We start from the raw sequence: 12,677 nt of genomic DNA, 5'->3' as shown, positions 1-12,677 counted from the left end.
GTTATCAGTTACCCGAGCAACGTCTCTGAGCAAAAAGAGCGACCCTGGTGGTCGCTCTTTTTATTTGTCTGCTTTTTATGACTCTCCGCTGATCTTACGGCTGGATCACTCCTGCAGCCACATTTTGGCGCTGCGGGCGGGAATGGCGACCCGTACCCACTGGCTCTGCACGTTGACCACGGCGTCTTGGTCGAGCACGTCACGATAGTTGCGATACCAGTTCATCTCGAATTTGGCGGTATCGAGCCAGTACTCCTGCTCATAGTCGCACTTGTTGAGGCCGACCAGCCCCTGTTTGCCCCGTTTGAACAGCACGAAGCAGTCACCGCTGCCGATCAGCTGCATCGGTTGACCCTGCACCGCATTGTGGAAGCGGATCATCCCCTTGAGATCGGAGCGCTGGTAGTAATCCTGCCAGCGCAGTCCATCCTTGGCCTGGGTCTCGCCGTGATCCGAATAGACCAGTGGCGAGCCACCATCGCGGCCGAGCAGATAGGCATAGGCCAGCTTCTCGTCAGTCTGGCTTAAGATCTGATAGCGGAAGCCGTCGTTGGTGGGGATGTCGTGGGTCACGGCAAAGGTGACGGCGCGGCTACCCGGCAGCGCCTGACCATAAGCTCCCGGATCTGCCAGCAGGTTCATGCTGCCGCCATACCCTAGCGCCCCGCGCAGGGAGGCAAACAGCGGAAAGTCATAGGCACCCTGGCCGCTGCTGTCGAGGTAGGGTTTGAGGAAGCGCTCGTAATCGGCGCTGCCTGCGCCCCCTGTGGTGATCACCTCGCCAAACACATGCATCCCCTGTTTGATCTCGGGGGTGAACACGGCATTGATCTGGTAATCGCTCATGTGTTTGACCGCATCGACCCGAAAGCCCTTGATCCCCATCCCCTTGAGCGCCTTGAGATAGGCCTGTTGCTGGCTGACTACCCAGTTGTTGGGATCCAGATCCGGCAGCCCCTTGTCACCGGCACCGCCACAGAGACGCCAATACTGGACATGACCCGGATCGCTCCAGTCACTGATGCACCCTTCGGGATGAAAATCCTGACCGGAGAGGAAGTTTTGCCCCAGATCGCCAAACAGTTTCTGGCGCTCGAAATAGGCCGGGTTGCTGGCGTAGCTTTGCAGCAGCTCGTTGCCGGGATAGTTGAGGTCCTGGCGTTTCCAGCTTTCGTTGGCCATGTGGTTGAGCACCACATCGGCATAGACGGCGATGCCCCGCGCCTTCATGGCGGCGATCAGCTGCTCGAGATCCTGTTTATTGCCAAGGGGTGAGTCGACAAGGCGCAGATCCTGCGGCTGGTAACGGGCCCACCATTCGTTGCCTGATGACTTGAGAGGCGGCGAGATGAGTACCTGTTTGTAGCCGGCCGACTTGATAAGGTCGGCTTTGGCGGTCACTTCACTGTACTTCCAGTTGAAGGCGTGCAGTATGACGTCGGCGTGCGCCAAGGGGGCGATCAGCATGCCTGCGATCGCCCATATTCCCGCTGTGTGTTTCATTATTGTGTCCCTGTTTTTATAGATGCCTGAATGGGCAACCCAGCTTTGGTGGGAACAGCGTGAGCTGCAATCCACAACCTGCAGATTTGTGACCGCTTTCAGAGTGATTTCGCCGAATATGTGAACTGTTTCGGCTTTTCCTCGCCACCGCCAGTTGCCTTTTTACAACTGATTTTTTTGTCATTTCCCTGTCATTCCCAGCCGCTATCCTGCCGGGCGAGTGGTGCGTTGTTGCTATCACCTTCACCGTCAGGAGCTGCATATGACCAGTTGGATCACGTGGGAAATTTGGTGGAGCCGGGTATGGGGCGAATCAGAGGTGCCGCAGTATGAAGAGGATGAGCACGAAGTGGCTCATGAACCCTCGCGACTGCCGGTTGAAATGGTGCAGCAGGGTCGGGATCAGCGCGCAGGCTAAGGCGTTAGCCCTCTCTTTACCGGGTAGCGCTTTCTTGTCGCGACATGGCTACTTCGTTGGAAAATTCTGAAAAGCGGGGTTTCCACAGGATGTGTTGCGGCAGGCCTTCCTCTCAACCTCTTGGCAGGCAAGGGTTGTGCATCTGATGTATGCAGGGCGTAAAAGGGGGGATTAGAAGAGCGACAGCTGCTCCCCGGGGCGGATAAACCCATCCAGCCTGAGCTGAATATGGCGTCTGCCCAGATCAAGGCGCTTGCTGATAAGGCGAAAGCGCTGGGCCAGCAGATCGGCAAAGTGCCCCTCGCCGCGCATGCGGGTGCCGAAGGCGGTACTGTTGAGCCCGCCACCGCGGCTGGCTCGCAACTGATTCAAAATAGCCTCCTTCTGGCCCGGATAGTGGGTATCGAGCCAGTCCCCAAATAGCGGCGCCAGCTCGTGGGGCAGGCGCAGCAGGATGTAATCGGCGCAGCTGGCGCCTGCCTCGGCGGCCGATTTGATGATCTGCTCCAGCTCCGGTTCATTGAGCCGCGGGATCATGGGGGCGGCCAGTACCCCCACCTGCACGCCAGCGTTGGCCAGCTTCTCGATCACTTTCAAGCGGCCGGCACCCGTGCTGGCGCGGGGCTCCAACTGTCGCCGCAGGGTTTCGTTCAAGGTCGTCACCGACACCATCACCTGACACAGTCCCTCTCTGGCCAGCTCGGTCAACAGATCGAGGTCGCGCAAGATCATGGCGCTCTTGGTAATGAGTCCGACCGGGTGGCGGTGTGCCAGCATCACTTCCAACAACTGGCGGGTTAGGCGATAGCGCTGCTCGATGGGTTGATAGGGGTCGGTATTGGCGCCAATGAAGATGGTCTGTGGCTGATAGGCAGGTTTGGCAAACTCCCGGTGCAGCAGGTCGGCTGCATTGCGTTTGGCAAACAGCTTGCTCTCGAAATCGAGGCCAGGGGAGAGCTCCAGATAGGCGTGACTGGGTCTGGCATAGCAGTAGATGCAGCCGTGTTCGCACCCCTGATAGGGGTTGATGGAGCGACCAAAGGGGACATCCGGCGAGCTGTTGTAGCTGATGATGCTGCGTGCATCGATCTCTCGCACCTCGGTGCCAGGGACAGAAGGAGTAAAGGCGGCATCCCAATCTGATGGTTGCCAGCCGTCATCGACCGCTTCGACAAGGGGGCCGCTAAAACGGTGATCGATATTGTGGGGACTGCCTCGTCCTGCCATGGTGTGCACCGACACTGTTCATACATACAGTTATTTTGCAGGTGCCCCGGATAAATGACAACAACTGCTGGTCGACCGGGTGCAAAAAGGGTTTTCGTGGGGATCTCTAGCTTGATCGCAACGCTACATTTCGTTTACATAGACGAAATGAGAACTGGATCACGGAAATCATCATGAGCCCCACCACTTCCCGCTGGCTGTTTATCGGTCTGTTTGCGCTGGTTATCTGGCGTCTGCTTCCGCTCTCCACCGAGTATGAGATGGCTGCTGCCAACCGTGCCTGGCGTACCGGTCACTTCGATGAGGCGACCCGGATCTGGTCGCCACTGGCCGATCAAGGCCAACCTCGGGCGCAAGCCCTGATGGGCTGGAGTCATGAGGTGGGGCAGGGGAGCGAGCAGGATATCCATCAGGCCATCAGCCTCTATCGCCAGTCGGCGCAGGCAGGGGATGCCTTCGGCCAATATCGGCTGGCAGAACTCTATCTGCGCGGTGTTGGGGTCAAGCGAGATCTGCGCCAAGCCTTTCACTGGATGGATCAGGCTGCCCGTAATGGTGACGTCCCGGCCATGCTGAAAGTCGGCGTCCTTCATCTGATGGGGGTCAGCGGCAGGGTCGATTTGCCACAGGCGAAACAGTGGCTCTATCAGGCGGCACAAAAGGGCAACAAGCTGGCGCTTCAGGTGCTGCAAGAGCTGGCGCTGGCAGAGGAGGGGAGCAGTGACTTTGACTTCAACTGGCAATCCCTGCTTGGCGAATAGTCGGTAGGCGACTCATTTGACTGTAGAAAATATCTGCAAATCCGATACAGCACGCCCGACTTCTGGTAGCATGGGGCCGTCTTGGCTTGGTTTGTCACGTTAGACATGTGGTTGACGTGTCAGGCCGTCTTCGCAAAGTGCTGTGGAGAACCAGAACATCACCTTTTTGAATCTCTTTTCCATCCCGCATGTGACCTTTGGTAGGGGTCACCACTGTATAAGGAAACACATAATGCCAATCATTACTCTGCCTGACGGCAGCCAACGTCAATTTGCCCACTCTGTTTCCGTCATGGATGTGGCTGCGGACATCGGTCCCGGTCTCGCCAAGGCGTGCATTGCCGGTCGGGTAAACGGTGAACTAGTGGATGCTTGCGAGCTGATCGAAGCCGATGCTGCGCTGGCCATCATCACCGCCAAAGACGAAGAAGGTCTGGACATCCTGCGCCACTCCTGCGCCCACTTGCTGGGTCATGCTATCAAGCAACTCTGGCCCCAGACCAAGATGGCCATCGGTCCTGTCATCGACAACGGCTTCTACTATGACGTTGATCTTGACCGTACCCTGACCGATGAAGATCTGGCTGCCCTGGAAGAGCGCATGCTGGCGCTGGTAGCCAAGGATTACGACGTCATCAAGAAGAAAGTCTCCTGGCAAGAAGCGCGCGATGTATTCGAGGCGCGCGGCGAGTCTTACAAAGTCGAAATCCTGGATCAGAACATTGCCCGTGATGACCAGCCAGGTCTCTATCATCACGAAGAGTACATCGACATGTGTCGCGGCCCGCACGTGCCCAACATGCGTCACTGCCACCACTTCAAGTTGCTGAAGATGTCCGGCGCCTACTGGCGTGGCGACTCCAACAACAAGATGCTGCAGCGTATCTACGGTACCGCCTGGGCTGACAAGAAGCAACTCAAGGCCTATCTGCAGCGTCTGGAAGAGGCCGCCAAGCGCGACCACCGCAAGATCGGCAAGCAGCTCGACCTGTATCACATGCAGGAAGAAGCACCCGGTATGGTGTTCTGGCACAACGATGGCTGGACCATCTTCCGTGAGCTGGAAACCTTTATCCGCGGCAAGCTCAAAGAGTACGACTATCAGGAAGTGAAAGGTCCGTTCATGATGGACCGCGTCCTGTGGGAGCGTTCAGGTCACTGGGAGAAGTATGCCCAGGCCATGTTCACCACCCAGTCCGAAAACCGCGAGTACGCCATCAAGCCGATGAACTGCCCGGGTCACGTCCAGATTTTCAACCAGGGTCTGAAGTCCTACCGTGATTTGCCGCTGCGTATGGCCGAGTTTGGTTCCTGCCACCGCAACGAGCCGTCCGGTTCCCTGCACGGTCTGATGCGGGTGCGCGGTTTCACTCAGGATGACGCTCACATCTTCTGTACCGAAGAGCAGATCATGGAAGAGGTCTCCGGCTGTATTCGTATGGTCTATGACGTCTACGGTACCTTTGGCTTCGAGAACATCGTGGTCAAGCTCTCCACTCGTCCCGAGCAGCGTATCGGCTCTGACGAGATGTGGGATCGCGCCGAGAAAGCGCTGGCCGAAGCGCTGGAGCTCAACGGTCTGAAGTACGATTTGCAGCCGGGTGAAGGGGCGTTCTACGGTCCAAAAATTGAATTTACCCTGCACGATTGCCTTGATCGTGCGTGGCAATGTGGTACCGTGCAGCTCGACTTTGCCCTGCCTGGTCGTCTGGGTGCCACTTATGTGGGCGAAAACAACGATCGCCATGTACCTGTGATGATCCACCGGGCCATCTTGGGTTCTATCGAGCGCTTCATCGGTATTCTGACTGAAGAGTACGCCGGTCTGTTCCCGACCTGGTTGGCTCCGACTCAGGCTGTGGTCATGAATATCACGGACAATCAGGCCGATTATGCGGTGAAAGTAGCCAAAGCATTGAATGATGCGGGCCTTCGCGCAAAAGCGGACTTGAGAAATGAGAAGATTGGCTTTAAAATCCGCGAGCATACTTTGAAGCGAGTACCTTTCATGCTGGTCTGCGGCGATAAAGAAGTTGAAGCCGGTAAGATTGCAGTACGGACTCGTAAAGGGGCTGACCTGGGCACTTATCCTGTTGAAGAGTTCATCGCTCTGCTGACCCAGGAAGTTCAGACCCGCGGACAAAAGAAAGTGGAGGAATAAGCTATAAAAGGCGGAAAAAAACTGGGCAAGCAACCGCAAGCCCGCGCTCACCGGATCAATGAAGAGATCCGTCTGAAAGAAGTTCGTTTGGCTGGTCTGGATGGCGAAGCTCTTGGCATCGTATCTATCCAGGAAGCACTGAACTTGGCCGCAGAGGCCGAAGTGGATCTGGTCGAGATCAGTCCGAACGCCGAGCCGCCCGTTTGCCGGATCATGGATTACGGCAAATTCCTCTACGAAAAGAGCAAAACCACCAAAGAACAGAAGAAAAAGCAGAAAGTCGTCCAGGTCAAGGAGATCAAATTCCGTCCTGGCACTGACGAAGGCGACTATCAGGTAAAACTACGCAACCTGGTTCGCTTTCTGGAAGACGGGGACAAGGCTAAGGTCACCCTGCGCTTCCGTGGTCGTGAAATGGCACACCAGGATCTTGGTATCAAGGTTCTTGAGCGCGTCAAGAACGATCTGGAAGAGTTAGCCGTAGTCGAATCGTTCCCGAAAGTCGAAGGCCGTCAAGCTGTGATGGTCCTCGCACCTAAGAAGAAATCTTAAGGCCCACAAGAAATTGACTCATGGGGCTCGCTCCATGAGTCGGTTCGCCTTGCGATTTTGTTGTCACTCACAATGCGGAGTATGAAATGCCGAAGATGAAAACCAACCGGGGCGCCGCAAAGCGCTTCAAGAAGACTGGCTCAGGTCGCTTCAAGTGCAAGCACAACCACCTGCGTCACATCCTGACCAAGAAGAGCAGTAAGCGTAAGCGTCAGCTGGGACCGAAGTTCTTTGTTTCCGCTGCCGACCACAAACGTGTTGTCGCTTGTCTGCCGTACGCATAAGGGGGGATGTGAAAAATGCCAAGAGTTAAACGTGGTGTGACTGCTCGTGCTCGTCACAAGAAAGTAATGAAAGCCGCCAAGGGTTACTACGGCGCCCGTTCCCGTGTTTACCGCGTAGCGGTACAAGCGGTAACCAAAGCTGGTCAGTATGCCTACCGTGACCGTCGCCAGAAAAAGCGTCAATTCCGTCAGCTGTGGATTGCGCGTATCAACGCTGCTGCCCGTCAGAACGGTCTGTCCTACAGCCGTCTGATCAACGGTCTGAAGAAGGCTTCTATCGAGATCGATCGCAAGATCCTGTCCGATATCGCCGTTCACGACAAGCTGGCTTTCACCGCCCTGGTTGAAAAAGCTAAAGCAGCTCTGGTCTAATTCCAGCACTGTTATAAAAAATAAAGGAGGCTTAGGCCTCCTTTTTTGTATCTGTTGTCCCGTCCTGAATATGGTTTACACCTTCCCCCCCCAATAAATGGAGAACCCGATGGGACAAGGTGTGAAACGGACACAGCGCGATTACTCGCTGACTTTTAAACTGGCACTGGTCGAGCAGATTGAAGAAGGCGAGCTCACCTACAAACAGGCTCAGGTGCGTTATGGCATTCAGGGCCGTTCCACCGTTCTGGTATGGTTGCGTAAACATGGTCGGCAAGATTGGAGCCAGGGGGCTTCTGTACGTGCCGGCAGGAGCATCACCATGCCTGACCCCGACAACCAGACGCCAGAACAGCGCATCAAGGAACTTGAGCAACAGCTGGCGCTGATGAGTCAGAAAGCCCAGTTCTTTGAGGCCGTCGTCGATGTACTGAAGAATGACTACGGCGTCTCCATCGTAAAAAAGCGACCCGGCAAGTCCTCTCGCAGCGGCAAGTCGAGAGGCTGACCATTGTCAGGGCTTGCCTGTTTCTCGGGATAAGCCGGCAGGCTTACTACAAGCGCAATCGGGTCGCCGACGAGCGCCATGCACAAGGGCTACAGGTGGTGCGCTTTGTGCGTCAGGTTCGACTGCGACAACCGCGGGTGGGCACTCGCAAGCTGCATTATCTGCTGCAGGGTCAGGATGATGACGGGCTCAAGGTCGGGCGTGACAGGCTGTTTCAGATATTGGCCGAGCACCGCCTGCTGGTGCTGCCCAGGCGGGCGTATCACAAGACCACCCACAGCTTTCACCGTTTCTACCGTCATCCCAACTTGCTCAAGGCGGGGCCAGAGCAGGTCACGCCGGTAGCACCGGAGCAGGTCTGGGTCGCAGATATCACCTATCTGCCAGCCGGGAGCGGACCGCTGTACCTGAGCCTAGTGACGGATGCCTACTCACGCAAGATAGTAGGCCACCACGTACACGAAGGGATGCACGCCGAGTCGGTGGCGATGGCGTTCAGGAAAGCACTGAAGCAACGGCGTGGCGACGGTGAACTCATCCATCACTCTGACCGCGGCGTGCAGTATTGCTCGGGGCTGTATCAATCATTACATGAACGGTACGGGGTGAAATGCTCGATGACGGATGGGTATGACTGTTACCAGAATGCGTTGGCGGAGCGGGTGAACGGGATTTTGAAAGGAGAGTTGTTGTTGCAAAGCCCGCAGGATTTGACGCAAGCGCGGGAAATGGTGCGTGAAGCGGTGGATATTTACAACGCGGAGCGGCCGCATCATGCGTTGAAATACAGAACCCCCGATGCGGTACATAGAGGGTTCTGAGTAGAAAAATGCTAGTTGAAAATGTGTAAACCTATTTCAGGACTAGACATGTCATTCACGGTTTTACATCACGTTTTTCTTTCTCCCGTCCACGTTTTGTCCACTGTTTTACACGCGCTACAGTTTTCTCCATACAAAGTGACATGTGGGAGATCACTAGTTCTATAAATGGATTGTATGCCAACAAACTGTGTCTTTATTCTACTATTTAAAGAGTGACGGTAAATCGATGAGACTCGCTTGATATAACAAAATGATTTGTAGGGAGAAAAGCCCACCTTAACTATGGTCAGCGAAGGGGCTTTTTTTGTATTATTCCCCTCTTGACCTTATTTAGCCTAAAGGCTCCTGTATCGGGAGTGGTGACGAGGAAGACATGCAACAGCTTGAAGAAGTAGTCGGCCAAGCCAGAGCCGAAATTGAGGGCGTGAGCGATATCGCGACCCTCGACGAAATCCGGGTCAAATATCTGGGTAAAAAGGGCTTTTTTACCGAGCAGATGAAGGGCCTGGGTGCCTTGTCTGCCGAAGAGCGTCCCGCCGCGGGCGCCGTGATCAACCAGGCCAAACAGCAGGTTCAGGATGTGCTGAACGAGCGTCGTGAAGCGCTCGAAGTCGCCGTGCTGAACCAGAAGCTGGCTGCCGAGACTATCGACGTCAGCCTGCCGGGTCGCCGCATCGAGAATGGCGGTCTGCACCCGGTAACCCGCACCATAGAGCGCATCGAGCGCCTGTTTGGCGAGATGGGCTTCAAGGTTGCCCGTGGTCCCGAGATTGAAGATGGCTTCCACAACTTCGATGCGCTGAATATTCCGGCTCATCACCCGGCGCGTACCGATCACGATACCTTCTACTTCAATCCTGATCTGATGCTGCGTACCCACACCTCCGGTGTGCAGATCCGCACCATGGAGCATCAGCAGCCGCCGATCCGCATCATTGCGCCGGGTCGCGTCTATCGTAACGACTACGACATGACCCACACCCCGATGTTCCATCAGGTTGAAGGTCTGCTGGTTGACGAGCATGCCAGCTTTACCGAGCTGAAGGGCATTCTGCACGACTTCCTGCGCAACTACTTCGAGGAAGACCTGACCATTCGCTTCCGTCCTTCCTATTTCCCGTTCACCGAGCCGAGCGCCGAAGTCGACGTGATGGGCAAGAACGGCAAGTGGCTGGAAGTGCTAGGCTGCGGCATGGTGCACCCGAACGTACTGCGTTCGGTCGGCATCGATCCGGAAAAATACTCCGGCTTTGCCTTCGGCATGGGCGTTGAGCGCCTGACCATGCTGCGTTACGGGGTCAACGACCTGCGTGCCTTCTTCGAAAACGACCTGCGCTTCCTCAAGCAGTTCAAGTAAGGGCGAGAGAACATGAAATTCAGTAAATCCTGGGTGATGGAGTGGGTCCGCACCGAGTTGAGTGACAATGCACTGGCCGAGCAGATCACCATGGCCGGTCTGGAAGTGGACGCCGTGGAAGCGGTGGCTGGCCAGTTCAACAATGTGGTCGTGGGTGAAGTGGTCGAGTGCGCCCAGCATCCTGACGCCGACAAGCTGCGGGTGACCAAGGTCAACGTGGGTGAAGCCGAGCTGCTGGACATCGTCTGCGGCGCGCCGAACTGCCGCCAGGGCCTCAAAGTGTGCGTGGCCAAAGTAGGGGCGACCCTGCCGGGTGATTTCACCATCAAGAAAGCCAAGCTGCGTGGCCAGCCGTCCCATGGCATGCTCTGCTCTTTCAGTGAGCTGGGTATCGACGTTGAAGCCGATGGCATCATCGAGCTGCCGGCCGATGCCCCCATCGGTACCGATATTCGTGACTACCTCAATCTGAACGACGTCTCCATCGACGTGGATCTGACTCCGAACCGTGCCGATTGCCTCGGTATCGCCGGTCTGGCCCGCGAAATCGGCGTGCTCAACAGCGTGGACGTGGTCGAGCCGACCTGGACGCCGGCTGTTGCCACCATTGATGCAACTTTCCCGATCCGGGTTGAAGCACCAGCTGATTGCCCCCGTTATCTGGGTCGCGTCATCAAGGGGCTGAACTTGCAGGCCCAGAGCCCGCTCTGGATGCAAGAGAAGCTGCGCCGTGGTGGTATCCGCTCCATCGACGCCATTGTCGACATCACCAACTACCTGCTGTTGGAATACGGTCAGCCGATGCATGCCTTCGATCTGGCTACCCTGGAAGGGGAACTGGTGGTGCGTCGTGCCCACACCGATGAGCCGATGACCCTGCTCGACGGCAACGAAGTGAAGCTCAAAGAGACCACTTTGGTGATTGCCGATGCCAAAGGTCCTGCCTGCATGGCCGGTATCTTCGGCGGCAACCGCACCGGTGTATCCGAGACCACCACCGACATCCTGCTGGAGTGCGCCTTCTTCGCGCCGCTCTCCATCACCGGTCGTGCCCGTGCTTACGGTCTGCACACCGACTCCTCCCATCGCTTCGAGCGTGGGGTTGATCCGGAGCTGCAAGCCAAGGTGATGGACAGAGCCACCCGTCTGCTGCTGGATATCTGCGGCGGTGAAGCGGGTCCGGTCATCGAGGTCAAATCCGATGCCCATCTGCCGAAAGCGGCACCCATCAAACTGCGTCGCAGCAAGCTCGACAAGGTGATCGGTATCAGCGTGGCGGATGCTCAGGTGGTCGAGATCCTGACTCGCCTCGGCATGCAAGTCACTGTGGATGCTGACGGTTGGACTGCGCTGGCACCCTCCTGGCGTTTCGATATCGCCATCGAGGAAGACCTCATCGAGGAAGTGGCTCGCATCTACGGCTACAACAACATCCCGAACCTGAAACCCGCTGCCTCCTTGGCGATGGTGGAGCAGGCAGAAGGGCAGGTGACCCTGAAGCGTGTGCGCGACCTGCTGGTTGACCGCGGCTTCCAGGAAGCGATCACCTACAGCTTCGTCGATCCCAAGACCCAGCAAACCCTGTTCCCGCAGAGCGATGCCATCGTGCTGCCGAACCCGATCTCGGTCGAGATGTCCGCCATGCGTGTCTCTCTGTTCCCGGGTCTGGTGCAGGTCGTTGTTTACAACCAGAACCGTCAGCAGCCGCGGGTGCGTCTGTTTGAACAGGGTCTGCGTTTCATCAAGGATGAAAGCGCCGAGAACGGCATCCGTCAGGAGCCGATGCTGGCCGGTATCATTACTGGCAACCAGAGCGACGAGCACTGGGATATCAAAACCCGCGCAGCCGACTTCTTTGATTTGAAAGGGGATCTGGAAGCGGTGCTGGATTTGACCGCCGAAGGGGCCACCTTTACCTTCGAGCGCACCGAGCACAGCGCCCTGCACCCGGGCCAGAGCGCAGCCATTCTGCGTAATGGCGAGATCATCGGCTACATCGGCGTGATCCACCCGAGCCTCGAGAAGAAGCTGGGCCTCAAGAGCCGCGCGGTGATGTTTGAGCTGGAGCTGGACAAGCTGACCCCGGCCAAGGTGCCTGTGGCTGCCGAAGTTTCCAAGTTCCCGGCGAACCGTCGCGACATTGCCGTGGTGGTCGATCGTCAGGTTCTGGCAGGTGATGTGCTTGCGGTAATTAAAAAAGTTGGCGGAAATCAGGTAGTTGGAATAAACTTGTTTGACGTATACCAGGGTGCTGGTATGGCAGAGGACAAGAAGAGCCTGGCCATCAGTCTTGTATTGCAAGACACCCAGCGCACCCTGGAGGAGAAAGAGATTGCCGAGACCGTAGACAATGTCGTGCGGGCCCTTGGTGAAGAGTTGAATGCATCCTTGAGGGATTGATCTATGGCGCTTACCAAAGCCGACATTGCAGAGCACCTGTTCACCCAGCTCGGGATGAGCAAGCGTGAAGCCAAAGATATGGTGGAAGCCTTCTTTGAGGAAATCCGACAGGCGCTTGAGCGTGGTGAACAAGTCAAGATTTCAGGCTTCGGTAACTTTGACCTTCGTGAGAAGAATCAGCGTCCCGGACGCAACCCCAAGACGGGCGAGGATATTCCTATCAGCGCCCGCCGCGTGGTGACCTTCCGGCCTGGCCAGAAGCTCAAGGCCAGGGTAGAAAATGTTGAACCCAACGAGTGATAAAAAGCCA

General features: G+C 56.6%; 12 protein-coding genes. 10 read left to right on the top strand and 2 right to left on the bottom strand.

Going from position 1 to position 12,677, the window contains the following annotated elements; genetic code table 11:
* Positions 1-105: 105 nt before the first annotated feature.
* Complete coding sequence (locus G5221_RS01225; protein ID WP_162628383.1) at positions 106-1,503, bottom strand: alpha-amylase family protein; 1,398 nt, start codon at positions 1,501-1,503, stop codon at positions 106-108.
* Between the two features lie 262 nt (positions 1,504-1,765).
* Here G5221_RS01225 and G5221_RS01220 point away from each other — a divergent pair, with 262 nt between their 5' ends.
* Positions 1,766-1,921 carry a hypothetical protein gene (locus G5221_RS01220; RefSeq protein ID WP_005336695.1) on the top strand — a complete coding sequence of 52 codons (156 nt, stop codon included), beginning with the start codon at positions 1,766-1,768 and terminating at the stop codon, positions 1,919-1,921.
* A 171-nt stretch (positions 1,922-2,092) separates the two neighbouring features.
* On the opposite strand, the gene G5221_RS01215 is transcribed toward G5221_RS01220, so the two are convergent.
* Entirely contained in the window at positions 2,093-3,148 is a 1,056-nt protein-coding gene (locus tag G5221_RS01215; protein WP_323912451.1) for a PA0069 family radical SAM protein, read from the bottom strand.
* A 173-nt stretch (positions 3,149-3,321) separates the two neighbouring features.
* Between G5221_RS01215 and G5221_RS01210 the strand changes: the two genes are divergently transcribed.
* The 9 genes from G5221_RS01210 to ihfA all read left to right on the top strand — a co-directional run bounded on the left by G5221_RS01210 (position 3,322) and on the right by ihfA (position 12,667).
* Entirely contained in the window at positions 3,322-3,909 is a 588-nt protein-coding gene (locus G5221_RS01210) for a tetratricopeptide repeat protein (RefSeq protein WP_421262643.1), read from the top strand.
* A 232-nt stretch (positions 3,910-4,141) separates the two neighbouring features.
* Entirely contained in the window at positions 4,142-6,070 is a 1,929-nt protein-coding gene (gene thrS, locus G5221_RS01205; protein WP_005336690.1) for a threonine--tRNA ligase, read from the top strand.
* A gap of 21 nt (positions 6,071-6,091) precedes the next feature.
* Positions 6,092-6,622, top strand: a complete 531-nt coding sequence (gene infC, locus G5221_RS01200; protein WP_234923365.1) for a translation initiation factor IF-3 — start codon at positions 6,092-6,094, stop codon at positions 6,620-6,622.
* Between the two features lie 86 nt (positions 6,623-6,708).
* On the top strand, positions 6,709-6,906 hold the full coding sequence (gene rpmI / locus G5221_RS01195) for a 50S ribosomal protein L35 (RefSeq protein ID WP_005300673.1): 198 nt from the start codon (positions 6,709-6,711) through the stop codon (positions 6,904-6,906).
* 15 nt (positions 6,907-6,921) lie between these two features.
* Positions 6,922-7,278: a 50S ribosomal protein L20 gene (gene rplT / locus G5221_RS01190; RefSeq protein ID WP_005300683.1), complete on the top strand. Its 357-nt coding sequence runs from the start codon at positions 6,922-6,924 to the stop codon at positions 7,276-7,278.
* Between the two features lie 109 nt (positions 7,279-7,387).
* Positions 7,388-8,607 (top strand): IS3 family transposase gene (locus G5221_RS01185; RefSeq protein ID WP_421262642.1). Its coding sequence is split into 2 segments (ribosomal slippage): positions 7,388-7,736 and positions 7,736-8,607, totalling 1,221 coding nucleotides; the frame shifts between segments, so codons are not numbered across the junction.
* Positions 8,608-8,983: 376 nt separating this feature from the next.
* The gene (pheS, locus tag G5221_RS01180) at positions 8,984-9,967 is read left to right on the top strand and encodes a phenylalanine--tRNA ligase subunit alpha (protein ID WP_042053694.1); all 984 of its coding nucleotides are present in this window, start codon (positions 8,984-8,986) and stop codon (positions 9,965-9,967) included.
* Between the two features lie 12 nt (positions 9,968-9,979).
* Positions 9,980-12,367: a phenylalanine--tRNA ligase subunit beta gene (gene pheT, locus G5221_RS01175; RefSeq protein ID WP_421262641.1), complete on the top strand. Its 2,388-nt coding sequence runs from the start codon at positions 9,980-9,982 to the stop codon at positions 12,365-12,367.
* A gap of 3 nt (positions 12,368-12,370) precedes the next feature.
* A complete protein-coding gene (gene ihfA, locus G5221_RS01170) occupies positions 12,371-12,667 on the top strand; it encodes an integration host factor subunit alpha (protein WP_005300715.1) in 297 nt (98 codons plus the stop codon).
* Positions 12,668-12,677: the final 10 nt, after the last annotated feature.

Source organism: Aeromonas sp. 602200 (assembly GCF_049173895.1).
Lineage (GTDB): Bacteria > Pseudomonadota > Gammaproteobacteria > Enterobacterales > Aeromonadaceae > Aeromonas > Aeromonas veronii_A.
This window is presented reverse-complemented; position numbering and strand designations above follow the sequence as displayed.

What these genes read in the sequence shown, in the direction of transcription:
- G5221_RS01225 (WP_162628383.1), bottom strand. Translation starts at nt 1,503, where the DNA reads ATGAAACACACAGCGGGAATATGGGCGATCGCAGGCATGCTGATCGCC.
- G5221_RS01220 (WP_005336695.1), top strand. Translation starts at nt 1,766, where the DNA reads ATGACCAGTTGGATCACGTGGGAAATTTGGTGGAGCCGGGTATGGGGC.
- G5221_RS01215 (WP_323912451.1), bottom strand. Translation starts at nt 3,148, where the DNA reads ATGGCAGGACGAGGCAGTCCCCACAATATCGATCACCGTTTTAGCGGC.
- G5221_RS01210 (WP_421262643.1), top strand. Translation starts at nt 3,322, where the DNA reads ATGAGCCCCACCACTTCCCGCTGGCTGTTTATCGGTCTGTTTGCGCTG.
- thrS (WP_005336690.1), top strand. Translation starts at nt 4,142, where the DNA reads ATGCCAATCATTACTCTGCCTGACGGCAGCCAACGTCAATTTGCCCAC.
- rpmI (WP_005300673.1), top strand. Translation starts at nt 6,709, where the DNA reads ATGCCGAAGATGAAAACCAACCGGGGCGCCGCAAAGCGCTTCAAGAAG.
- rplT (WP_005300683.1), top strand. Translation starts at nt 6,922, where the DNA reads ATGCCAAGAGTTAAACGTGGTGTGACTGCTCGTGCTCGTCACAAGAAA.
- pheS (WP_042053694.1), top strand. Translation starts at nt 8,984, where the DNA reads ATGCAACAGCTTGAAGAAGTAGTCGGCCAAGCCAGAGCCGAAATTGAG.
- pheT (WP_421262641.1), top strand. Translation starts at nt 9,980, where the DNA reads ATGAAATTCAGTAAATCCTGGGTGATGGAGTGGGTCCGCACCGAGTTG.
- ihfA (WP_005300715.1), top strand. Translation starts at nt 12,371, where the DNA reads ATGGCGCTTACCAAAGCCGACATTGCAGAGCACCTGTTCACCCAGCTC.